The sequence below is a fragment of the Variovorax sp. J2L1-78 genome (genome assembly GCF_030317205.1).
Classification (GTDB): domain Bacteria; phylum Pseudomonadota; class Gammaproteobacteria; order Burkholderiales; family Burkholderiaceae_C; genus Variovorax; species Variovorax arabinosiphilus.
The window spans coordinates 146,747-168,770 of record NZ_JASZYB010000003.1 but is presented as its reverse complement, the minus strand read 5'-3'; the positions used below and the strand labels follow the sequence as shown (position 1 = coordinate 168,770).

The window sequence follows — 22,024 nt, the reverse complement described above, 5'->3', positions numbered from 1 at the left end:
TTCGAAGAGGGGAGGAATCATGCCGGCGCGCGAAGCGCGGTCAGCACCTCGTTCGCAAAGAGCGTCATGCCGGCGAGGGCTTGGGTGTTGTCGAGCAGGCCGTTGGCGTTGAAGACGCAGCGCAACGCGCCGATGCCGCTGCGCTGCCGCAGGGCGGCGATCTGCACATGGCACTGCGCCGGGTCGCCATGGATGAACTGTTCGCGCAGCATGCGCTCGGGGTCGATGCGCGGCACCTGGTCGGGCGGCACGCCGCGCTTCGCCGCGAAGAAGTTGCGGCGTTCCTGCAGCTTCGGCCAGAGGCCGTCGAGCTGCGCCGTCACCTGCGCCGCGGTCGCGCCGATGCAGACGTAGCGCGCCAGCGACGAGCGTTGCAGCAGGGTCGACGGGCGCCCCTGCAGGATGTCGGCGACATGGCCGAGCTGCGTGGTCTCCGGCGGCTCCAGGCTCAGCAGCAGCGGGATGTCCCGCGCAACGGCGAAGCCGAGGGTCTCGGGGGTCGACCCGGCGATGTAGAGGGGCACCTGCGCGGCCTTCGCCTGCAGCACGGCGCAGTGCTGCTCGAAACGCGCACGCGTTTCCGATGGATCGATCGCCAGCGCGGCCAGCGTCGCCGCCTCGGTACCGCGGCCCACACCGATGTCGATGCGCCCGCCGCTCTGGAACGCCAGCTGCGCGATCTCGTCCGCGAGCATCAACGGCTGGTGCAGGGGCAGCACCAGCACCGACGTGCCGACGCGCAGCCGCTCGGTGCGCGCCAGCAGCGCGGCGGCCAGCAGCAGCGGCGACGGGTACGGCCAGTCGGCGCTGGGCAGCCGGAATTCGCTGAACCACACGCCGTCGAAGCCGAGGCGATCGGCCGCGTCGAACAGCGCGAAGAAGGCACGCGGGTCGCCTTGCGTGGCTTCGCGGGTCCAGCCGGCGAGGTCGATGCGCATCATGGGGCCGCACCCTGCTGGCGCAGGCGCGCGCGCAGCATCACACCCGGCGGCACGCCGATGCGGTCGAACACCACGCCGAAGCTCTCGTCGAGTAGCGCGGCATGGATGAGTTCTTCGCCACCATCGATGGCGATGCGGCCGTCGGCCACCACCACGATGCGGTCGAAGTGGCGAAAGGCCAGGTCGAGGTCGTGCATCGCCACGATCACCAGCCGCGTGCGGCCGCGCTGCGCCAGCGCCTCGACCAGCGTGAGCCGATGCCGCACGTCGAGCGCGGCGCCGGGTTCGTCGGCCAGCAGGATCGGCGGGTCGGTCGCGAGCACGGTCGCGAGCAGCACGCGCGCCTGCTCGCCGCCCGAGAGCGTCGACCAGCGGCGGCCGCGGAAGGCCTCGAGCTGGTGGCGCGCGATCACTTCGTCGACGGTCGGCCACACGCCGGCGGCCTGCCCGCGCGGCGGCGTGAGCCGCATGCCGAGCAGCTCTTCCAGCACCAGGTCCCAATGCGGCTCGAAGTGCTGCGGCATGAAGCCGATCGATTGCGCGCGCTCGGCCGCAGGCACGTCGGCCACCGGATGCGTGCCGAGCCGCACCTCGCCCGTCGCCGGCTTCTCGAGGCCGGCCAGCAGCGCGAGCAGCGTCGACTTGCCGGCCCCGTTGGGACCGATGATGGCGACGGAGCCGGTCGCGCCGAAGCCGATCGACACGTCGCGCAGGATGGATTGGCCGCGGCGCGATACGCCCAGCCCTCGGGCTGCGAGCAGCAGGGGCGATGTGTCGCTCATGATCGCAGCCGCCGCGCCAGCAGCACGATGAAGAAGGGGCCGCCCGCGACGGCCGTGACCAGCCCCAGCGGAATCTCCGCCGGCGGCAGCGCCGAGCGTGCGATGGCATCGGCCACCGTCACGACGATGGCGCCCGTCAATGCCGATGCCGGCAGCAGCCCCCGGTGCAGCGGCCCGACCATCCAGCGCGCGATGTGCGGTGCCGCCAGGCCGACGAAGGCCACCAGCCCGCCGTAGGCCACCGCGGCCGCGACCACCAGCGAACCGACGACGACCGCCCGCGGCGTGAAGCGCGCCACGTCGAGCCCGAAGCCCTGCGCCGCGCGCGTGCCGAGCCCGAGCAGGTCGAGCCCGTGCGCGATGCGCGACGTCGCCAGCAGGCACGCCACGCACAAGGCGGCCAGCAGCCCGAGGCCGGGCCACGACGGCGTCTGGATGCCACCGAGCACCCAGCTCATCACGACCTGCAAGCTCACCGTTTCGTCGGACAGCGCGAGCATCAGGAAGGACCGCAACGCGCCGAGCATCGCCGCGATGGCGACGCCGGCCAGCAGCATGCCCGCCGCATCGAGCGCGCCCGCGACGCGCGACACGCCGAGCACCAGCGCGGTCGCGCCCCACGCGCCAGCGAAGGCCAGCACCGGCAGCACATACGCCTGCGGCACGCCCAGCGGCACCAGCAGCGCGACCGTGGCGCCGAGCGCCGCGCCGCCCGATGCGCCGAGCAGGTAGGGCTCCGCGAGCGGATTGCGGAAGACGCCCTGGAACACCGCGCCCGACAGGCCCAGCAGCGCGCCGACCAGCGCCGCCGCGAACACGCGCGGCAGGCGCCATTGCAGCAGCAGCCGGCTGCGCAGGCTGTCGTCGCCGGCCAGCGCACGGACGATGGCGCACGGCGACGACCATTCGTGGCCCGCGCAGGCGGCGAGCAGGAGCGCGGCCACCAGCACCGCCGTCGCGATCAACCAGGCACGCGTGCTGCGGCGATTCATGGGCTGGCCTTCACGGGATGCAGCCAGCGCGCGAGGCTTTCGATGCCGTCGATGGTGCGCGGGCCGGGGATGAGGAATTCACTGCGCGACACCGTGACGGCGCGCTGCTCGCGCACCGCCCGCATGTCGCGCCAGCCGGGCAACTGGACCAAGTCGTCCAGCGCCGCCTGCGTGCCGGCGAACAGCAGCACGTCGGGGTTCGACGCGAGGATCGCCTCGGGCGACACCTGCGCGACGGCGCCGCGCCCGGCGATGGCGAAGCGGCCACCGGCCAGGACCATCGCCTCGCCGGTGTAGGTGTCCGACCGCGCGACCAGCAGCATGCCGTTGCCGACGCGGCCGGTGACCATCACGATGCGCGGCGCGGGCCGGCCGGCCACCTGCTGCGCGACGCGGTCGAGCCGCACCTGCAGCGACTGCGCGAGCGCATCGCCGCGCTCGGACACGCCGGTGGCGCGGCCGATCAGGCGGATGTTGTCGAGCACCTCACCGACCGAGCGGCTCAGCAGCACAATCACCGGCACGCCGAGGCGTTCCATCGGATCGACCAGCTGGTGGGCCGCCTGTCGCGCCGGCGTGACGATGACCAGGTCGGGCCGCTGCGCCACCACCGCGTCGACCGAGAAGCCCAGCCGCCCGCCGACCTTGGGCTTGGCCGCGGCCTCCTGTGGGAAGCGCGTGTATTCCTCGACGCCGACGATGCGGTCGACCAGGCCGAGCGCGGCGACCAATTCGGTGTTCGACGCGAAGATGGTCACCAGCCGCTGCGGCGGCGCGGGCAGCACCACGGTGCGGCCCAGTGCGTCGCGCACTTCGATGGGCGCGGCGTGCGCCAGCGCCGCCACGCACACACCGAAGGCCAGCGCGATTCGCTTCATCGTCAGAACGTGACCTGCATGCCGACCTGCAACTCGCGGCCAGGCATGGAGGTGCCGCATCCGCCGTTCTGGAAGCGCGCGTCGGCGATGCACGGCTTCTGGTCCAGCGCGATGAAGATCGGGCTGCGGTTGAGGTCGAAGAGGTTGTTGATGCCCGCGAACACCTTCACGTTCGGCGCGATGCGCCAGTCGCCGCGCAGGTTCCAGGTGGTGAAGGCGCCCTTGCGGTGGATGAAGGTGCTGCGCGGTTCGCCCTGCGGGATCAGCAGCACCTCTTCGGTGTCGTACCACATCGGTCCGCGCAGCAGGGCACCGATCTGCAGGCTCCAGTCGTTCGCCAGCTTGCCGGTGCCGCGGCCGTAGCGCAGGCCCACCGAGGCTTCGTACTTGTACATGCGCTGCACGCGGTCGGTGTCGAGCGCGGTCGCGCCCTTGTCGCGCATGGTGAAGTTGTAATAGCCGTTGCCGTAGGCGTGCAGGCTGTGGGCCCCGGCGCCGAAGTCGAGCGCCTTGGCCAGGTCCACGTCGACATTCGTCTCGAGCCCGCGCACCACGATGTCGGCCGCGTTGTTGGCGTAGTCCGACGTGTTGGTCGTCGGCCCGCGCGACACCGTGACGATGCGGTCGGCGATGGTGTTCTGGAACAGCGCCATGTCCACGGTCCACACCGGCATCTGCAGCGTGCTGCCGAACTCGATCTGCCGGTTGCTCTCGGGCTTCAGGCTGGGGTTGCCGAAAGTGCGGCCGCCGCCGACCGCGGTGAAGTCGGCACCGAGCTCGGTCGACGTGGGCGCGCGGAAGCCGGTGGAGATGCCGGTGCGCAGGTTGAGCACGTCGAGCGCGCGCCAGGTCGCGCCGGTCGACCAGGTGGTCTCGCTGTAGTCCTGGCTGCCGCTGCGCTGCAGGGGCAGGTTGGGTGTCGGGTCGAAGCGGGTCGTGCCCCAGGTGCGGCGGGCGCCACCGCGCACCGTGAGCTTGTCGCTGAAGAACTTCTGCGCGTCCTCGAAGTACAGTGCGTTGACGTGCTCGGTCTGGTTGTTGTCGTAGGGCGCGACCTGGCCGGTCGGGCCGCCGGGCAGCGCCACGCGAAAGCGCTCGGAGCGCAATCGGCTGCGTTCCCAGTCGTAGCCCAGCAGCAGGTCGTTGCCCTCGCCCAGCTGGAAGCGCGGCTGCAGGCGCGTGCCGATGATGTCGAGCTGGCGGTCGTTGTGGTCGCGTGACGTGCCCGGCGTGGCCGCCGTGCCCGTGCGCACCACCGGCGACGCCCACTTGAATTCGTCCTCGTCCTTCACCGAATAGAACTGCGCCATCCAGCCCATGCGGTCGTCCCTCGTGCGGCCTTCGTAGGTCGCGTCGAAAGACGCGTTGGTGCGATCGTCCTGGCTGATCGTGTTGGCGCCCGATCCGCGGAAGCCCGCGTTGTAGATGCCGTCGGTGCGCAGCTTGAATTCGAGCCGGTTGAGCTCGTCGATCTGCAGGCCGACGCTGCCGGCGAAGCCGCGGCGCTCCCACGACGTGTTCTCCATCGTGCTGCCGCCCTTGCCCGAGCGGTAGTCGTCGCGCTTGCCGCCCGACACGCCGAAGTACCAGTCGATCTTGTCGTTGCCGCCGCTGCTCTGCGCATAGCCGTTCACCAGGCCCCAGGAGCCGCCCGTGATGCCGACCTCGCTGGGCGGTGCGTTCTCGCCGCTCTTCATGATGATGTTGATCACGCCGCCCATGTTCTGGCTGCCGTAGATCACCGACGCCGGGCCGCGCACGATCTCGATGCGTTCGATCTCGCGGGTGCCGAGCTTCGAGATGTTGGCCGTGCCGGCGCGCCGGCCGTTGACCAGCACCAGCACCTGGCCCTTGTAGTCGCGGCCCTGGCCGTCGCTGGTGGCGCCGCGGATGTTGATGGAGGTCTGTGCAGCGGTCCATTCGCTGAAGAAGCCGACGGCGTTCTCGGCCAGCAGGTCGGTGACCGACTTGGCGGTCGAACGCTCGATGGCTGCGCGGTCGATGACCTGCGTGGTGGCCGCGATGCGGCTGCGCGCTTCGGGCCGCGCAGTGGCGGTGACGAAGATCTCGGCCATCGCATCGGCCTCTTGCGCCATGCCGTCGCCGGCAGCCAGCGACAACAAGGCCAGGAGGCCCAGGCGGGCGGGAACGGGGGACAACGTGCGCATGCGTGCTCCAAAGCGTCCCGCGACCCCGCGGGACCCATTGCAATTCGCCGCAGGGCACGCCGCAGGCAGGCGCAGTGCATGCACACCCACCGGCCCGGAACGACGCACGCCCGCAGCGTCCGAAGCGGTTGCGAAGGCCGGTATCCGGGCTCGCGGAGCGTCTGCGTGCATGGCGCGCACCCAGACCGGACTCCTCGCCTTCCCACGTCGAAAGACGCAGTGGCTGGCCTGCCGAAGCAGCCCGTGAGGAGGTCCCAATCCGCTGACCGTTGCGGGGGCAGCGCAGGCCTGGCGCGTGTTGCGACGCGCGTCACCTGCTTCCCGTTTAACCCCGACGCATCACGCAGTCGGGGCACCTTCGAACCGTGGGCGAGCCGGCCTGATGCCGACTCGAACCCGCGCGGATTATAGGAACGCGGCCTGGCGGCCGGAGCGGCGGCGTTGCGCCAGCCGGTTCAGTTCAGCGCCAACCGGGATGGATGCCCGGGGCTTGGCCGGATCGATGCTTCAGCGCTGCGTCGCACCGGGTCGCCGGCGTCGATACAGGGTCCTCGCTTGCCATGCATAGCCCACGACGAACACGACCAGCCATGCCAGCAACGCCCCCCGCACCAGCGGCGAATCCGGACCGCTGGCCAGTGGCCGGGACGGTGGCAGACGGCTCAGCGTCTCGTTGATGCCGGGCACGAGCAACAGGAAGAAGCTGAAGGACCAACCCAGCGTCGCGAGGTAGGTGCGGGCGCTGCCGAGGAATTGCAGCTTCGGCACCGACCATGCGCCGACCATGGCCAGCAACGCCAGGATGCCCAGCGCATGCCCTGCATTGAACTTGCCGGTGCTCGACAGGCCGAACGCCGTCAGCACCGACAGCACCATGCCAACCAGGTAGACGCGGCCGGACCGGGCACTCGGCTCGATGGTGCCGAAGCGGGCCAGGCTGTAGAGACCTGCGCCGAGCGGCAGGAGACTGATCACCGTATGGGCGATGCCGAGGGAGGAAAGCGGGTGAGGCATGGGAAGCGGTCTCTCGTCGTGGGGATGGCGAGACTGTAGGAATTCCGGCAGCGGCCGGGGGTGACAGGTGAATGACAAAATCGTCATCGGCCCGTGCGTTTCCGGGGCGGAGAATCCATCGGCATGAAGATCCTGATCATCGAGGACGACCCCGGGACCGGCGACTACCTGAAGAAGGGCCTGCGCGAAAGCGGCTACACCGTCGACCTGTCGCGCACGGGCACCGACGGCCTGGCGATGGCGTTGACCAACGCCTACGACCTGGTCGTTCTCGACGTCAACCTGCCCGGCATCGACGGCTGGAAGATCATGTCGGCGCTGCGCGAGAAGGACGATCTGCGCGTGCTGTTCCTGACCGCGCGCGACCAGCTGAGCGACCGCATCCGCGGGCTCGAACTCGGCGCGGACGACTACCTCGTCAAGCCCTTCTCCTTCACCGAGCTGGTGCTGCGGATCCGCACCCTGCTGCGCCGCGGGCCCGTGCGCGACGCCGATGCCTACGAGATCGGCGACCTCAAGCTCGATGTGCTCCGACGCAAGGTCACGCGCCAGGGCGAGGAGATCTCGCTGACGAACAAGGAGTTCCTGCTGCTGCACCTGCTGGTCAAGCGGCAGGGGGAGGCCCTGTCGCGCACCTTGATCGCCTCGGAGGTCTGGAACATGAACTTCGACAGTGACACCAACGTCGTCGACGTCGCCGTCAAGCGTCTGCGCGCCAAGGTGGATCGCCCGTTCGCGACGCCTTTGATTCACACCGTGCGCAACGTCGGCTACGCCTTCGGAGACCCGGCGGGCGACACGGTCGGGAGCGATCGTTGACCGCTGCGTGGCGCCCGCGTTCACTCGCGGTCCGCGTGACCTTGCTGTGCGGGCTGATCGCCGTGGCGATCACCGGCATGCTGGGGGCCAACTACTTCTTCGCCGTACGCACCGCCGTCCTGACCCATGCCGACGAACAGCTGATCGCGCGCACCGAGCACTTTCGACGCCTGGTCGGCGATGCCCGCACGGCCAGCGAACTGCGCGACCAGTCCCTGCTGCTCGTTGCCATTCTCGGCAATGCAGGCGATGTCCTCGTCGTGCGCCACCCGGGCGAGGCGCTGCCTTGGGTGGACGTCAATCCCGAGCGTCTCCCGCTGCCAGGCTGTGCGCCGCCGGTCGCATCCGATCGGCCGATCGGTCGGCCGGATGTGTGCGATGCCCGAGCCCCCGACCTGCCGCGCGGACGCTGGATCACCGCCCTGGCACGATCCGGACACGACGGCGCCCTGGTCGAGATCACGACGGGCCATCCGCTGGCCAGCGAAGCGCAGATGATCGGTCGCGCCCGCAATCAGGTGCTGTTCAGCACCGTCCTTGCCGTCCTGGCCTCCTTGCTGCTGGTCTATCTGGTGCTGCGCCGGGGCTTGCGATCGCTGCATCAGGTGGCCGCGCAAGCCTCCCTGATCGCACCGGCCAACCTGGCCATCCGGCTGCCCAAGCACGACGCGCCGCTCGAGCTGCAGCACATGGTGGCGGCCTTCAACGCGATGCTCGACCGCATCGCCATCGGCTACGACCGACTCTCGCAGTCGTCGGCGGACCTCGCGCACGAAATCCGCACGCCGGTCGGCGCCCTGATCGGACAGACGCAGGTCGCCCTCAGCCGCACGCGCAGTGCCGACGACTACCAGCAGGTGCTCGAATCGAACCTGCAGGAATTGAACCGGCTCAGCCTGACCGTCGACAACATCCTGTTTCTGGCCCAGGCCGACCACGCCACCCTCCAGATCGAGCGCGCGACGCTGGAGATGGCCGAAGAGTTGGGGCGGATCGCCGAGTACTTCGAAGGCCCCGCGGACGAGGCGGGCCTGCGGTTCGACGTGCAGGCCAGCGGAACGGCACGGGTCAACGCCGCACTGTGTCGGCGCGCCCTCCACAACCTCGTGGCCAATGCGGTGCGCTACAGCACGCCGGGCACCATCGTGCGCTTGAGCGCCCGTCACGGCGACGCGATGTCGACCATGGCGGTCGAGAACGAAGGCATGCCCATTCCGCCCGCGCAGATGGAGCGGCTGTTCGACCGCTTCTACCGTGCCGATGCGGTGCACGCCCGCCCTGCCGAGTCGAGCGGCCTGGGGTTGGCGATCGTGAAGGCCATCATGGACTTGCACGGGGGCGAAGTCACGGCATCGAGTTCCGCGACGGGCACCATCCGGTTCGAGCTACGGTTTCCTCATTGAGACGAAGAACGACCGATGGCTCCGGTCCCGCTCAGCCCTCGTCCGGCGTCCAGTCGGGGCTGTAGCCGCCCAGCGCCGGGTGGTACATCTCATCGCCGTCGTGTTGGGTGAACTCCACGTTGAGACGGTCCTCGCGCAGCCCCAGGATCTCGACACAGTGCGCGCACAGGGCCTGGGCCACCGCCATGCGGAGCTCGGCAGAGCGGCCCTTGCGGATGTCCAGCATCATCACCGAGACCGCCGTGGGCGCTTCGCCTTCTGCCGCAATGCGCCAGATGGATCCATCGCCGAGCTCGCGCACGGCCACACTGATCCGCCGGATGTCGACGGACATCATGCGTGCGTACGTCTGGCTCATCGAAGCGGCAAGCCGGCGCTTGTCTGCAGTCGAATAATGTCCGGTCACGTCGAGCTGAAGGTATGGCATCGAAACCCTTTCCTAGGCGGCCTTCCGCGGCCGTGATGACCTGCGACCGTTGTTGACCAGCCGAAGGGGTGCCCAGCGCCAACCGCGCTAGGTCGCCCCCGCGCCTTCCAGCGCAAACAGCGGCACATCGGCCCGTCGGCTCAGCCACATGCCGCCACCCAAGGCCTGGAACTTCCTCGACAGCCCGCGCCGATAGAGATCGGCACGGTGCCGAAACAGCAGCGGGTCGGTCAGGTCCTCGTCGACGATGTCGTTCTCGTAGTCCTCGAGCGTCACCGCCTCGAGGTAGAGCGCGCCACGGCTCAAGGTTCCGAGGTTGCGCAGGGCCTGCTTCAGGTCGACGGGATTCAGGTAGGCCAGCACGCCCTGGCAGATGACGAAGTCGAAGGGTTCCGGGGCACGGTAGTCCACCACCGAGCCGCGCTCCCAGCCGTAGCGGCGGCACAGGTACTCGCTGACCTCGACGCCGTGATAGCTCGCCTGCGGGAAGTGCCGGGCGACGATGTCGCGCCAGAGGCCCACGCCGCAGCCGACGTCCAGCACGCGCCGGACGGGGACGCGGAGGTACTTGAGGTACGAACTCACGAAGGCACCGAGCCGCTCGACGTGCTGCGGGTCGGCCACCTTGGTCTTCTTGTCGAAGTAGTAGCGCGCGTAGTACGCCTCGTCAAAGGTGGCAGCGTCGACAGATTCCATGCCCGATCCTACTTGCACGCGCCGTCGCGCTTCGTGCTTCCATCCGCTCGACCGCGGCCAGGGGAAGACCCTCACCCCCAACGGCGGGCGCAAAAAAGGCCGGCAGCGTAACGCTGCCGGCCCTCGTGGACGACCCGTCGACAGGCGTCAGAACGGAATGTCGTCGTCCATGTCGTCGAAGCCGGACGACGACTTGGCCGGGGCCGGGGCCGGACGTGCGGCCGGTGCGCGCGGCGCCGCGGCCGGGGGGCGCGAGTAACCGCCGCCACCACCACCGCCACCGCCACCGCCTTGCGAGTAGCCGCCGTCGTCGTCACCGCCGCCCGACGGACCGCCCATGCCCTGCCGGCTGCCCAGCATCTGCATCTGGTCGACGCGGATGTCGGTGGCGTACTTCTCGACGCCGTCCTTGTCCTGGTACTTGCGGGTGCGGATCTGGCCTTCGACGTAGATCTGCGAGCCCTTGCGCAGGTACTGCGCGGCGATCTCGGCGAGGCGGCCGTTGAACACCAGGCGGTGCCACTCGGTGGCCTCCTTCATCTCGCCGCTCGCCTTGTCCTTCCACTTGTCGGTGGTGGCCAGCGTCACGTTGCAGATCTGGTCGCCGCTCGGGAAGGTTCTGGTTTCTGGGTCGCGGCCGAGATTGCCGACGAGGATGACTTTGTTGACCGATGCCATGTGCACTGCCCCTGATGAATGGATGGAAGGGAAGGAAAAGAGAACCGGCGATTATCCACGCCGCGCGCCGACCGGCGCTGCGGAACGTTCAGAATCGATGCGGTGAATCACGAACCCGACTTCTTCCAGAACCTGCGCGCCGAGTTGTCCAGCGTTCGCCTCTGGGTCGACCGGGCCATCGTGCTGGGTTATGCGGTGGCGGCCGGGCTGTTCGTGGTCGGCTTCACGATGGCGAGCGAATGGGCGTTCTCGATGTTCCAGTCGCTGCACGGCAGCCACCCGTGGGCGGTGCTGGTCTGGACGCCGGCGCTCACGGCCGCCATCGTCTGGGCCACGCGCCGGTGGTTCCGCGGCGCCTCGGGCTCGGGCATTCCGCAGATCAAGGCGGCGCTCAACCCCGACCTGCCGCCCGAGCAGCGCGGCCTCTTCGCCTCGCTGCGCCTGACCGTCGCCAAGATCGGCCTGGGCGCGGCGGGCTTCCTCGCCGGCCTGTCGATCGGCCGCGAAGGCCCCTCGGTGCAGGTGGCGGCCGGCGTGATGCAGCACGCGAAGCGCTGGCTGTCGCCGCACAGCACCATCGACACGCGCTCGCTGCTGGTGGCCGGCGGCGCGGCCGGCATCGCAGCCGCCTTCAACGCACCGCTGGCCGGCGTGGTCTTCGCCATCGAGGAGTTGAGCGGCCGGCTGGAGGCGCGCGCCAGCGGCGTGATCATCACCGGCATCGTGCTGGCGGGCCTGGTGGCCGTCTCGGTGTTCGGAAACCTGAGCTACTTCGGCGTGATCCGCGTGCCGCCGGTCGGCTGGAACCTGCTCGGCCCCGGCCTGGCGGTCGCATTGGCGAGCGGTGTGGCCGGCGGCCTCTTTTCGCGGCTGATGATCGCGTCGCTCACCGGCGCGCCGCAGCGCCTGAACCGCTGGCGGGCGCGCTGGCCGGTGCGCTTCGCGGCGGTCGGCGGGCTGCTGATCGCGGTGATCGGTCTCGTCACGGGCGGCGTCACCTTCGGCGCGGGGTCCGAGGCGGTCAAGCAGATGCTCGCCGGGCACGACGAACTGACGCCGCTCTACACGCTGCTCAAGTTCATCGCCACCTGGCTCACCGCCTGGTGCGGCGTGCCGGGCGGCATCTTTGCGCCGTCGCTGTCGATCGGCGCGGGCATCGGCGACGGCATCGCGCAACTGGCGGGCGCCGATCTCGGCCCGGCGCTGATCGCCATGGGCATGGCCGGCTTCCTGGCCGCGGTGACGCAGGCGCCGCTCACCGCCTTCATCATCGTGATGGAGATGGTCGACGGCCATTCGATGGTGCTCAGCCTGATGGCCTGCGCCATGCTGGCCAGCCTGGTGTCGCGCATGATCAGCCGGCCGCTGTACGAGGCGCTGGCCGAGCACCTGGTGGGTGCGGCCAGCGCGCGGGCGCCGCAAAAGCCCGTGCCCGCCGAAGTGCACCCGCCGCCGACCCTGCCCTGAAACACGCGGGCGTCTATCATGTTCGGTTGCCCCGAACGGACCGCCCCCAGTGAATTCGCCCCCCGATGACGTCTACCTCGGCGCCGTGCTCGCGCAGCAGCGCATCAGCATCCGCGGCGCGCGCACCCACAACCTGAAGAACGTCGACCTCGATATTCCGCGCAACAAGCTGGTGGTGATCACCGGCCTGTCGGGCTCGGGCAAGTCGAGCCTGGCCTTCGACACGCTCTACGCCGAAGGCCAGCGCCGCTACGTCGAGAGCCTGTCGGCCTATGCACGGCAGTTCCTGCAGCTGATGGACAAACCCGACGTCGACGTGATCGAGGGCCTGTCGCCCGCGATCAGCATCGAGCAGAAGGCGACCAGCCACAACCCGCGTTCCACCGTGGGCACCGTCACCGAGATCCACGACTACCTGCGCCTCTTGTATGCGCGCGCCGGCACGCCCTTCTGCCCCGACCACCACCTGCCGCTGCAGGCCCAGACCGTCTCGCAGATGGTGGACGCCACGCTGGCCATCCCCGACGAGCCTCGGCTGATGATCCTGGCGCCGGTGGCGCGCGAGAAGAAGGGCGAGTTCCTCGAGCTCTTCGCCGAGATGCAGGCGGCCGGCTACGTGCGCTTCCGCGTCGACGGGCAGACCTACGAATACAACGACCTGCCCAAGCTCAAGAAGACCGAGAAGCACGACATCGACGTGGTGATCGACCGCCTGCGCGCGCGCCCCGACATGCAGCAGCGCCTGGCCGAGAGCTTCGAGGCGGCACTGCGCCTGGCCGACGGCCGCGCCATCGCGATGGAGATGGGCGACGAGGGGGCGAACGGCAAGGAACACCTGTTCAACGCCAAGTTCGCCTGCCCGATCTGCCACTACTCCCTGGCAGAGCTGGAGCCGCGTCTCTTTTCCTTCAACTCGCCGGTGGGCGCCTGCCCGAGCTGCGACGGCCTGGGCCACCGCGAGTTCTTCGACCCGGCGCGCGTGGTCGGCTTCCCGTCGCTGTCGCTCGCCAGCGGCGCGATCAAGGGCTGGGACCGGCGCAACGGCTACTACTTCAGCATGCTGGAGAGCATCGCCAAGCACTACCGGTTCGACATCGACGCACCCTTCGAATCGCTCACACCCGAAGTGCAGGCGGTGTTGCTGCAGGGCTCCGGCGAGGAAGAGATCAAGTTCAACTACACGATGGAGTCGGGCGCCTCGGCCGGCAAGAAGCTCACGAAGAAGCACCCGTTCGAAGGGATCATCCCGAACATGGAGCGGCGCTACCGCGAGACCGACTCCACGCTGGTGCGCGAAGACCTGGCGCGCTACCGCAACTTGCAGCCCTGCCCCGACTGCGGCGGCTCGCGGCTGCGCATTGAGGCGCGCAACGTCTTCCTGGTCGACGACACGCCGCGCGACGATGGCAGCACGCCACCACGTTTGGCGATCTACGAGGTGAGCCACCTCACGCTGCGCGACAGCCTCGCCTACTTCCAGACGCTCAAGCTGCGCGGCGCCAAGGCCGAGATCGCCGACAAGGTGGTGCGCGAGATCGGGCTGCGGCTCAAGTTCCTGAACGACGTGGGTCTCAATTACCTGAGCCTGGACCGCAGCGCCGAGACGCTGTCGGGCGGCGAGTCGCAGCGCATCCGGCTCGCGTCGCAAATCGGCTCGGGCCTGACCGGCGTGATGTACGTGCTCGACGAGCCGAGCATCGGCCTGCACCAGCGCGACAATGACCGGCTCATCGGCACGCTCAAGCACCTGCGCAACATCGGCAACAGCGTGATCGTGGTCGAGCACGACGAGGACATGATCGCCGCCGCCGACCACGTCATCGACATGGGCCCCGGCGCCGGCGTGCATGGCGGCCGGGTGATGGCCGAGGGCACCTACGAAGAGGTCAAGGCCAACCCGAACTCGCTGACCGGCCAGTACCTGTCGGGCGCGAAGAAGATCGAGGTGCCCAAGCACCGCACCGCGTGGCTGCCGGTGGTGACCAAGCCGGCCTTCAACGAAGGCAAGAAGGCCTCGCGCTTCCCGCAGAGCCCGGCGGCCGAACGCCGCGCCGCACGCGAAGCGGCCCACCTCGCCACGCAAACCGACCTGCAGGAAATCCGCGTGGTCGGCGCAAGCGGCAACAACCTGAAGAACGTGAGCGTCGCCTTCCCGGTCGGCCTCTTGACCTGCGTGACCGGCGTGTCGGGCTCGGGCAAGTCCACGCTGGTGAACGACACGCTCTACAGCGCGGTCGCACGCACGCTCTACCGCGCGCACGACGAGCCGGCCGAGCACGAAGCGATCGAAGGCATCGAGTACTTCGACAAGGTCATCAACGTCGACCAGAGCCCCATCGGCCGCACGCCACGCAGCAACCCGGCCACCTACACCGGCCTGTTCACGCCCATCCGCGAGCTGATGGCCGAGACCAACACCGCGCGCGAACGCGGCTACGGCCCGGGCCGCTTCAGCTTCAACGTCGCCGGCGGCCGCTGCGAGGCCTGCCAGGGCGACGGCGTGGTGAAGGTCGAGATGCACTTCCTACCCGACGTGTACGTGCCCTGCGAGGTCTGCCACGGCCAGCGCTACAACCGCGAGACGCTCGAGGTCCAGTACAAGGGCAAGAACATCGCGCAGATCCTGGAGATGACGGTCGAGGCCGCGCACGAGTTTTTGAAGGCAGTGCCGACCATCGAGCGCAAGCTGCACACGCTGCTCGACGTGGGCCTCTCGTACATCAAGCTGGGCCAGGCCGCCACGACGCTCTCGGGCGGCGAGGCACAGCGCGTGAAGTTGGCGCTGGAGCTGAGCAAGCGCGACACCGGCCGCACGCTCTACATCCTGGACGAACCGACCACCGGCCTGCACTTCGCCGACATCGAGCTGCTGCTGCGGGTGCTGCACCAGCTGCGCGACGCCGGCAACACCATCGTCGTGATCGAGCACAACCTGGACGTCATCAAGACCGCCGACTGGCTCATCGACATGGGCCCCGAAGGCGGTGCCGGCGGCGGCATGGTGGTGGGCGAAGGCACGCCGGAAGACATCGCGGCGAACGAGGCGAGCCATACGGGCAAGTACCTCAAGCGCCTGCTGTAGGCGCCAGAATGATGCGCACCGCCTGAGTGCGACCCGCCGGCCACGCACCAGAACGACAGCGTGCCGGCCGCCACTGGCCCCAAACGCAGCGCCTGGCTGGCACTTACCGGGCGCGGGGCTTGCCTGCACAGTCGACATCGGCGCGGCATCGTGGAGATGCTGCATTCCAGATGTCGATCTCAGGAGCTCCCATGAAATTCATCCCCTGTCTGTCGATGGCCTTCGCGGCCTGCGTGTTGAGCGGTGCGGCCACGGCGCAAACCAAGGAACTGACCTTCGCCCACCAGGACATGCTGGTGCCGCTGCGCCTGGTCATGGAGTCGGGCGAAGTCGAGAAGGCCACCGGCTACAAGATCAACTGGCGCATGTTCTCGGGCGGCGGCGACGTGATCCGCGCGATGGCGTCGGGCGACGTGCAGATGGGCGAAGCCGGCTCCAGCCCGCTGACCGCGGCCGCCAGCCAGGGCCAGGACATCCAGCTGTTCTGGATCTCGGCCGACATCGCCGACGCCGAGGCGCTGGTCGCGCGCAACGGCAGCAACATCACGAGCCTGAAGGACCTCAAGGGCAAGAAGGTCGCCACGCCCTTCGTCTCGACCGCGCACTACCAGCTGATGGCCGCGATGAAGATGGACGGCGTGGCCGGCCGCGACGTCAACGTGATGAACATGCGCCCGCCCGAGATCGCTGCCGCCTGGGAGCGCGGCGACATCGACGCCACCTTCATCTGGGACCCGGTGCTGTCGAAGATCAAGGGCAACGGCAAGGTCATCGCCACGTCGGGCAGCATCGGCAAGAAGGGCGCACCGACCTTCGAAGGCCTCATCGTCAACAAGCAATGGGCCGCTGCCAACGAGCCCTTCATGGTCGCTTTCGTGAAGGCGCTGAACCGCGCCAACGACGAGTACAAGGCCTCGGGCAAGAGCTGGACCGCCGACTCCGCCCAAACCAAGGCAATGGCCAAGTGGACCAAGGCCAACCCGGCCGACGTCGGCCCGGCCATGGCGCTCTACACCTTCCCCACGCTGGCCGAGCAGGTGTCGCCCGCGTGGCTGGGCGGCGGCGCGGCCAAGGCCATGGCCAACACCGCGGCCTTCCTGAAGGAGCAGGGCCGCGTGCAGGAGGTCAAGCCCGACTACAGCGCGTTCGTGACGACCGCGTACGTGCAGAAGGCGATGGCCAAGTAGGCGCCCCCATGCCCACGCTCGACATCCGCGACCTCGAGGTCCACTACGCCGTCAAGGGCGGCTCGCTGCAGGCACTGGCGCCCGTCAACCTGACGATGCACGACGGCGACTTCGTCGTCGCGCTCGGCGCGTCGGGCTGCGGCAAGAGCACGCTGCTCAACTGCATCGCCGGCTTCCTGCCGCCGTCGAGCGGGCAGGTGCTGCTCGACGGCCAGCCCGTGACCGGCCCCGGCGCCGACCGCGGCGTGGTCTTCCAGAAGCATGCGCTGATGCCGTGGCTCAACGTGCGCGACAACGTCGCACTGGGCCTGCGCCTGGCCGGCATGGACAAGGCTGCGCGCGACGCCATCGCCGAACAGAAGCTCGCGCTGGTGGGCCTCGAGAAGTACGCCGACCGCGCGGTGTACGAGCTGTCGGGCGGCATGCAGCAGCGCGTGGGCATCGCCCGTGCACTGGCCAGCGACCCGGCCGTGCTGCTGATGGACGAACCCATGGGTGCGCTCGACGCCTTCACGCGCGAGACCGTGCAGGAGATCCTGCTGCACGCGTGGCAACAGTCGAACAAGATGGTCTTCTTCATCACGCACTCGGTGGAAGAGGCGCTGTTCCTCGGCACCCGGTTGATCGTGATGAGCCCCAGCCCCGGCCGCATCTCGCATGTCTACGACGACGTGCCCTTCTCGCGCCAGTTCCTGGCGCACGGCGACGCCCGCAAGGTCAAGTCGGAGCCGGCCTTCATCCGCATGCGCGAAGAGGTGCTCGCCATCATTCACCAACGCGAGGCTGCCCATGCCTGAACTCGCCATCGACGCCCCGGCAGCCGCCGTGCCGACCGCACCCGCCTCCCCTGCAGCGCCCATGCAGACGGCCACCGCCGCCAAGCCCAAGACCACGCGCTTCAAGGTGCCCGGAGAAGGCAACAGCGCGGGCATCAGCGTGGTCACCGTGGCGGTGCTCATCGCCGTGTGGTTCGCCGTGACCAACCTCGGCTGGGTCAAGCCGATCTTCCTGCCCACACCGCAGGCCGTGTTTCAGCAGTTCTACGACTACCTCACCGGCCAGGCCAACGACAAGCCGCTGTGGCAGCACTTCCTCGCGAGCATGCTACGCGTGTTCTCGGCCTTCGTGCTGGCCTGCGTGACGGCGATTCCCATCGGCATCGCGATGGGCATGTCGCGCACGGTGCGCGGCATCTTCGACCCGCCGCTGGAGTTCTACCGGCCACTGCCGCCGCTGGCCTACCTGCCGCTGATCATCATCTGGTTCGGCATCGACGAAGTGCCCAAGGTGCTGCTGATCTTCCTGAGCTGCTTCGCACCGCTGGCGCTCGCTGCGCGATCGGGCATGCGCAGCGCGTCGCAGGAGCAGATCAACGCTGCCTACTCGATGGGCGCGACCTACCTGCAGGTGATCCGCCACGTCATCCTGCCCTCGGCCATGCCCGACATCCTGATCGGCATGCGCATCGCCATCGGCTTCGGCTGGACCACGCTGGTCGCCGCCGAGATGGTGGCCGCCAACGTCGGCCTGGGCCAGATGGTGCTGAACGCATCGAACTTCCTGCGCACCGACATCGTGATCATGGGCATCATCGTGATCGGCGTGGTGGCGTATCTGTTCGACCTGCTGATGCGCTGGGTCGAACGCAAGGTGGTGCCGTGGAAAGGCCGCATGTAGGCGCCTCCGCCGACATCGCCGGTTGGCAGGCTCGCTAGACTTTGTTGCTCGGGCGCCAGGCTCGAACCCCACTTCCGACGCCGCGAACCCAAGCCCAGACCGATGCAGCTGTTGCCACCCGAGCAACCCACCGCCGGCGCACAACAGCGCGACTATGTTGTCGCGTTCGCGGCCGTGCTGGCTGCACTGGGACTGCGCTTCCTGATGAACCCGCTGCTGGGCCAGCAGGGGCCGTACCTCATCCTGTCGCTGGCCATCGTGGTCGCCGCGTTCTACGGCGGCTTCGGGCCTGCACTGTTCGCGACGGTGCTGAGCGTTTCCATCGGCACCTATTTCTTCATCGGCAGCGGCCTCGGACAGGACTTCTTCCAGCCCCAGAACATCAGCCGGACCGTGCTGTTCCTGCTCATCGGGCTGAGCATCGCGGTGATCGGCGGCCGACTGCGTACGTCGCGCCACGACCTGGCAGAAAGCGTGCGGCAGTTGCGGGCCAGCAACCGCGCCAAGGACAACGCGATGGCCACGCTGGGGCACGAAATCCGCAACCCGCTGTCGGCCCTGCACACCGCGCAGGAAGTGCTGCGCCGCGCGCCCGACGACGCGAAGCGGGTGGTGTGGGCCAGCGAACTCATCGGGCGACAGGTGCTGCAGATGACGCGCATGGCGGACGACCTCGTCGACCTTTCGGGCGTGATGCGCGGCGAATTCCAGATCGCGCAGCAGCCGGTCGACCTGCGGAAGGTTCTGGCCCAGGCGCTCGAACAAAGCGGGCCGCTCATCGCGAAGAAGGGCCATCGGCTCCACACCGACCTGGGCACCGAGCCGGTGGAAGTGCTTGGCGACGCAACGCGCCTCGTACAGGTGTTCGCGAACCTGCTGAACAACGCGTCCAAATACACCGACCCGGGCGGCGACGTGACGCTGGCCCTGCGCACCACCGCCGCACGCAAGGTGGCCGTCACCGTGCGAGACAACGGCATCGGCATGCAGCCCGAGTCGATCAACGACCTGTTCGAGCCCTTCGTGCAGGCGCCCGGGGCTGCGTCGAATGCGGAAGGTGGGCTGGGACTGGGGCTGGCGATCGTGAAGAAGATCGTCGAGCGGCATGGGGGCACCGTGTCGGCCACGAGCGCGGGGCTTGGGCAGGGCAGCACGGTGAGCGTGATGTTGCCGCTGGCGCCGGCCTGACGGCGCCACGCGCGCAGCGGGCGCTCCGCCCAAAGGCCCAGCCAAAGGCCGGACATCGACGAAGGAGGCGCCCGCAGCGGGCATCATCCGCCCACCCCCACTCCGCCCGAACGACGTGCAAAGCCTCCAAGCCCTGTTTTCCGACCCGACCGCCTGGGCGGCACTGGTCGCCCTGGTGATCATGGAAGTCGTGCTCGGCATCGACAACCTGATCTTCATCTCGATCCTGTCGAACAAGCTGCCGGAACACCAGCGCAAGCGGGCGCGGCGCATCGGCATCGGCCTGGCGCTGATCATGCGGCTCGCCCTGCTGTCGATGATCGCGTGGCTGGTCGGGCTCACGGCGCCGGTGTTCGACCTCGGCTGGACGGGCACCGTGGATTCGCACGGCACGCCGAGCTTCGAGACGCTGTTCTCGTGGCGCGACCTGATCCTGATCGCCGGCGGCCTCTTCCTGATCTGGAAGGCGACGAAGGAAATCCACCACCATGTCGACCCGGTCCCCGCAACGGTCACGGCCAACGGCGCCGCCGTGGCGACCATCGCGTTCTCGTCGGTGCTCGTGCAGATCGTGCTGCTGGACATGGTGTTCTCGGTCGACTCCATCCTCACCGCCGTCGGCATGACCGACAACCTGGCCGTGATGGTGATCGCCGTGATCGCCGCCGTCACCGTGATGCTGCTGGCCGCCGAGCCGCTGGCGAACTTCATCAACCGCAACCCGACCGTCGTGATGCTGGCGCTCGGCTTCCTGCTGATGATCGGCGCCGTGCTGATCGCGGACGGCTTCGGCGTGCATGTGCCCAAGGGCTACATCTACGCTGCGATGGCCTTCTCGACGCTGGTCGAAGTGCTCAACATGCTCTCGCGGCGCGCCAAGAGCCGGTCGGCCTGACCGCGCGCCACGCGGGCCTTCAGCCCGGCGGCGCGTGGCAGACCGCCTCGACGTTGTAGCCGTCCGGGTCCAGCACGAAGCAGGCGTAGTAGTGCGGGTGGTAGACCAGCCGGATGCCCGGCGCGCCGTTGTCCGTGCCACCCGCGGCGAGCGCGGCGCGATGGAACGCATCCACGCTCTCGCGGCTGTGCGCGCGAAAAGCGATGTGGATCCGCGGCTCGAGCGGCGTGCCTTCGATCAGCCAGAACTCCCCGGCCGGATCATCGAACGGCCCCGGCGTTGCCTTGCCGTACCCAACAGCATCGCCCAGGTCACGCCGCGGCACATGGCCCAGGGTGGCCAGCACGGGTTCGTAGAAGCGCTTGCTGCGGGAGAGGTCCGAGACTTGGAGGCCGGTGTGGTCGATCATGAGGGCAGTATCTCGCCGACCATCAGGCGATGTCCATCCGGTGTGGCGATCGCGAATTCGCGCATGCCCCAGTCGCGGTCGATGGGTGGGTGCAGCACGATGGCGCCGCGCTGCGCCCACTCCGCATGCAGGGCGTGGGCATCGTCCACGTGCAGGTAGGCGAAGTAGGCATGGTCGCCGGTGGCCGAAGGCAACAGTGCGTCCGGGCAATGGCCCAGCATGATGCTGACGCTGCCACGACGAACGAGTTGCCAGTCCGTCCGGCCCGGCCATTCGACGGTGAAGCCGAGTGCGTCGCGGAAGTACGCGGTGTTGCGGTCGAGGTCGGGGACGGCTAGTACGAATGCGAAGGGACGTGGGTCATTGCGAAGTGGCACGGGCACTCCTCTGAGGAAGGTGAGGACGGCATTTTCTATGCGTAGGGGCAAGCTCAACACGATGCGCGCATCGCCATCGGTTTCGAGTGAACGACGCTGGTGACGTCGATGTGGTCACCGCCAACGTCCGCCTGGGTCAGATGGTGCTCTTGAACGCATCGGCGCCTGTGCACAAACGTCGCGATCGGGGGCGGAGTGGGTTTTCTTACTGATGTGTTTGGGCGATCGGGGTTATCCCCTGTAAGTGAGCAAGTGTCTGCAATGCAGTGTTGCAGACGCTGCCCCCGCAGTTAGGGGCCGCGATAAGAAGGAACGCTCCCGCGCATAAAGCCTTGCTCGCGGTCAAGTTGCCAACGACCTTGGGTGTCCGAGCACGCGAAGTAGCGCCTCTGCGTCAGCGTGAACGTCGAAAAGGTGCGTGGTTCCGTCGTAATACGAGGTGACTGCATCCAGCACAGTCACCAAGGTACGGAGCGCGCCATTGATTTGCTTTCGGCTGCCAAGATCGAAGCCGGCATTCTCGCGATCCAGTGCCACGCCGACTGCCAAGTGCGCCAAGTATTTATTTCGAGCCGCCGCGCAGAACTCAATGCCTTCAATCGCATTCCGCACCGCTGATTTGACCGCGCTCTTAGCGGGCACATCGACTAAGCGCGGCAAGGTTCGAATGGTGAGGTTCATCTGCGTGCTCGCCTTGTGGCCGCTCTGAGCCTCGGCAGTGATTCGTGTGAGGCGCAAAAGCATGGAGTTCCACAATTCTCGCTCCACCAACGCGAAGAAGTTGGGACTGCATGCGTTCAGCAGGTCAACGCGCGCAGCATCCTTTCCAAACAGCGTCAGGTAGTGCGACCAAGTGAAGTGCAGATCCAAGATTTCGTGATAGAGCTGGTCGTACTGCTGACGCAGCCCACCTGGCATTGCGAGTGGCGATTGGATTGACATGC

At 68.4% G+C, this 22,024-nt stretch carries 21 protein-coding genes and 1 riboswitch; of the genes, 9 read left to right on the top strand and 12 right to left on the bottom strand.

What is annotated here, in order from left to right:
- Nucleotides 1–17: 17 nt before the first annotated feature.
- The 6 genes from QTH86_RS19295 to QTH86_RS19270 form a co-directional block, all read right to left on the bottom strand.
- A complete protein-coding gene (locus QTH86_RS19295; protein WP_444814037.1) occupies nt 18–938 on the bottom strand; it encodes an LLM class flavin-dependent oxidoreductase in 921 nt (306 codons plus the stop codon).
- The gene (locus tag QTH86_RS19290; RefSeq protein WP_286647848.1) at nt 938–1,723 is read right to left on the bottom strand and encodes an ABC transporter ATP-binding protein; all 786 of its coding nucleotides are present in this window, start codon (nt 1,721–1,723) and stop codon (nt 938–940) included. Before QTH86_RS19290 ends, QTH86_RS19295 begins: the two co-directional genes overlap by 1 nt.
- Nucleotides 1,720–2,715 carry a FecCD family ABC transporter permease gene (locus QTH86_RS19285; protein WP_286647847.1) on the bottom strand — a complete coding sequence of 332 codons (996 nt, stop codon included), beginning with the start codon at nt 2,713–2,715 and terminating at the stop codon, nt 1,720–1,722. The genes QTH86_RS19290 and QTH86_RS19285 overlap by 4 nt, the downstream gene beginning before the upstream one ends.
- Nucleotides 2,712–3,593, bottom strand: a complete 882-nt coding sequence (locus tag QTH86_RS19280; RefSeq protein ID WP_286647846.1) for an ABC transporter substrate-binding protein — start codon at nt 3,591–3,593, stop codon at nt 2,712–2,714. The genes QTH86_RS19285 and QTH86_RS19280 overlap by 4 nt, the downstream gene beginning before the upstream one ends.
- A 2-nt stretch (nt 3,594–3,595) precedes the next feature.
- The gene (locus QTH86_RS19275; RefSeq protein WP_286647845.1) at nt 3,596–5,761 is read right to left on the bottom strand and encodes a TonB-dependent receptor; all 2,166 of its coding nucleotides are present in this window, start codon (nt 5,759–5,761) and stop codon (nt 3,596–3,598) included.
- A gap of 118 nt (nt 5,762–5,879) precedes the next feature.
- Nucleotides 5,880–6,135: riboswitch (cobalamin riboswitch) on the bottom strand.
- Between the two features lie 133 nt (nt 6,136–6,268).
- On the bottom strand, nt 6,269–6,775 hold the full coding sequence (locus QTH86_RS19270) for a hypothetical protein (protein ID WP_286647844.1): 507 nt from the start codon (nt 6,773–6,775) through the stop codon (nt 6,269–6,271).
- A 123-nt stretch (nt 6,776–6,898) separates the two neighbouring features.
- On the opposite strand from QTH86_RS19270, the gene QTH86_RS19265 reads away from it, so the two are divergent.
- Nucleotides 6,899–7,594, top strand: coding sequence for a heavy metal response regulator transcription factor (locus tag QTH86_RS19265; RefSeq protein ID WP_286647843.1), 696 nt, complete (start codon nt 6,899–6,901; stop codon nt 7,592–7,594).
- Nucleotides 7,591–8,997, top strand: coding sequence for a heavy metal sensor histidine kinase (locus QTH86_RS19260; RefSeq protein WP_286647842.1), 1,407 nt, complete (start codon nt 7,591–7,593; stop codon nt 8,995–8,997). The genes QTH86_RS19265 and QTH86_RS19260 overlap by 4 nt, the downstream gene beginning before the upstream one ends.
- Before the next feature lie 31 nt (nt 8,998–9,028).
- On the opposite strand, the gene QTH86_RS19255 is transcribed toward QTH86_RS19260, so the two are convergent.
- The 3 genes from QTH86_RS19255 to ssb form a co-directional block, all read right to left on the bottom strand.
- Entirely contained in the window at nt 9,029–9,424 is a 396-nt protein-coding gene (locus tag QTH86_RS19255) for a tautomerase family protein (RefSeq protein ID WP_286647841.1), read from the bottom strand.
- 87 nt (nt 9,425–9,511) lie between these two features.
- Nucleotides 9,512–10,120, bottom strand: coding sequence for a class I SAM-dependent methyltransferase (locus QTH86_RS19250; protein ID WP_286647840.1), 609 nt, complete (start codon nt 10,118–10,120; stop codon nt 9,512–9,514).
- A gap of 147 nt (nt 10,121–10,267) precedes the next feature.
- Nucleotides 10,268–10,798, bottom strand: a complete 531-nt coding sequence (ssb, locus tag QTH86_RS19245; RefSeq protein WP_286647839.1) for a single-stranded DNA-binding protein — start codon at nt 10,796–10,798, stop codon at nt 10,268–10,270.
- Nucleotides 10,799–10,900: 102 nt separating this feature from the next.
- On the opposite strand from ssb, the gene QTH86_RS19240 reads away from it, so the two are divergent.
- The 7 genes from QTH86_RS19240 to QTH86_RS19210 all read left to right on the top strand — a co-directional run bounded on the left by QTH86_RS19240 (nt 10,901) and on the right by QTH86_RS19210 (nt 20,294).
- Nucleotides 10,901–12,265 (top strand): chloride channel protein, encoded by a 1,365-nt coding sequence (locus QTH86_RS19240; protein WP_286647838.1) that lies wholly within the window; start codon nt 10,901–10,903, stop codon nt 12,263–12,265.
- Nucleotides 12,266–12,314: 49 nt separating this feature from the next.
- Nucleotides 12,315–15,347 carry an excinuclease ABC subunit UvrA gene (gene uvrA / locus QTH86_RS19235; RefSeq protein ID WP_286647837.1) on the top strand — a complete coding sequence of 1,011 codons (3,033 nt, stop codon included), beginning with the start codon at nt 12,315–12,317 and terminating at the stop codon, nt 15,345–15,347.
- A gap of 191 nt (nt 15,348–15,538) precedes the next feature.
- Nucleotides 15,539–16,534 carry a taurine ABC transporter substrate-binding protein gene (tauA, locus tag QTH86_RS19230; RefSeq protein WP_286647836.1) on the top strand — a complete coding sequence of 332 codons (996 nt, stop codon included), beginning with the start codon at nt 15,539–15,541 and terminating at the stop codon, nt 16,532–16,534.
- A gap of 8 nt (nt 16,535–16,542) precedes the next feature.
- Entirely contained in the window at nt 16,543–17,331 is a 789-nt protein-coding gene (locus tag QTH86_RS19225; protein ID WP_286647835.1) for a taurine ABC transporter ATP-binding protein, read from the top strand.
- The gene (locus QTH86_RS19220; protein ID WP_286647834.1) at nt 17,324–18,211 is read left to right on the top strand and encodes an ABC transporter permease subunit; all 888 of its coding nucleotides are present in this window, start codon (nt 17,324–17,326) and stop codon (nt 18,209–18,211) included. Before QTH86_RS19225 ends, QTH86_RS19220 begins: the two co-directional genes overlap by 8 nt.
- 102 nt (nt 18,212–18,313) lie before the next feature.
- Nucleotides 18,314–19,399, top strand: a complete 1,086-nt coding sequence (locus QTH86_RS19215) for a sensor histidine kinase (RefSeq protein WP_286647833.1) — start codon at nt 18,314–18,316, stop codon at nt 19,397–19,399.
- A gap of 115 nt (nt 19,400–19,514) precedes the next feature.
- The gene (locus QTH86_RS19210) at nt 19,515–20,294 is read left to right on the top strand and encodes a TerC family protein (RefSeq protein WP_286647832.1); all 780 of its coding nucleotides are present in this window, start codon (nt 19,515–19,517) and stop codon (nt 20,292–20,294) included.
- Nucleotides 20,295–20,313: 19 nt separating this feature from the next.
- On the opposite strand, the gene QTH86_RS19205 is transcribed toward QTH86_RS19210, so the two are convergent.
- The 3 genes from QTH86_RS19205 to QTH86_RS19195 form a co-directional block, all read right to left on the bottom strand.
- Nucleotides 20,314–20,703 carry a VOC family protein gene (locus QTH86_RS19205; RefSeq protein ID WP_286647831.1) on the bottom strand — a complete coding sequence of 130 codons (390 nt, stop codon included), beginning with the start codon at nt 20,701–20,703 and terminating at the stop codon, nt 20,314–20,316.
- Nucleotides 20,700–21,080: a VOC family protein gene (locus tag QTH86_RS19200; protein WP_286647830.1), complete on the bottom strand. Its 381-nt coding sequence runs from the start codon at nt 21,078–21,080 to the stop codon at nt 20,700–20,702. Before QTH86_RS19200 ends, QTH86_RS19205 begins: the two co-directional genes overlap by 4 nt.
- A 342-nt stretch (nt 21,081–21,422) precedes the next feature.
- Nucleotides 21,423–22,022, bottom strand: coding sequence for an AbiU2 domain-containing protein (locus tag QTH86_RS19195; protein ID WP_286647829.1), 600 nt, complete (start codon nt 22,020–22,022; stop codon nt 21,423–21,425).
- Nucleotides 22,023–22,024: the final 2 nt, after the last annotated feature.